Below are 736 nucleotides of genomic sequence, written 5' to 3' on the forward strand. Positions count from 1 at the left end.
AGGTCCGCGTCGGAGGCGTACCAGGTCTGGGGCAGGCGGCCCGCCGGGGAGACGTCGCCCGCCAGGACGCGGGCCAGCGCGGTGCCGGCCGCCTGGCCGCCGTGCGCGGTCCACAGGACCGCGGGGAGGTCCGCGGTGCCGGTCGCGTAGGGGTACGAGGACGTGATCACCAGGGCCGTGCGCGGGTTCGCGGCCCGCGCCGCGTCCAGCAGGCGCCGCTGGTGGTCCGGGAGGGCGAGGGTGGTGCGGTCCTGCGTCTCGCGGCCGTTGATGTGCGGGTCGTTGCCCACGACCACGAGGACGACGTCGGCGGAGGCCGCGGCGTGCGCCACCGCGTCCTCGCCGCGCTCCGTGACCTCCACGCGGAAGACCGCCGGGCCCTCGCCGCCCTCGCCGTTCTCGCCGGCCTCGTCTTTTCCGTCGGCAACCTTCACGCCGCCGGCGGTGACACAGACGTGGCGCCCCGTGCCGAGGTGTCTCAGGAGGTGACCGGTGCCATGAGGACCGCGGGACACGTACGGCTCCAGGCGGAACGTCTCCTGGACGACCCAGCCGCCCGGCCGGTCCGCCGAGGCGCGGACGAAGCCGTCCTCGGCGACCGAGAGGTAGCGGCCGTCGGGAGCGCGCAGCGTCAGGACGCCCCCGCCCCAGTCGGCCAGCGCGAAATCGGTGCCCACGGCGTCCGTGGTGAGCGGGGGCAGGTCGGTGCGGCCCGCGAGGAGGGCCGGGTCCGGCG

The 736-nt window shown here is 76.8% G+C and carries 1 protein-coding gene; it reads right to left on the reverse strand.

Annotation, left to right across the window (positions count from 1 at the left end; genetic code table 11):
• On the reverse strand, positions 1–736 hold a 736-nt coding region (locus HO151_RS03675), incomplete at both ends, for a glycoside hydrolase family 3 C-terminal domain-containing protein (protein WP_173894671.1).

The sequence above is a fragment of the Streptomyces sp. 8P21H-1 genome (genome assembly GCF_013302945.1).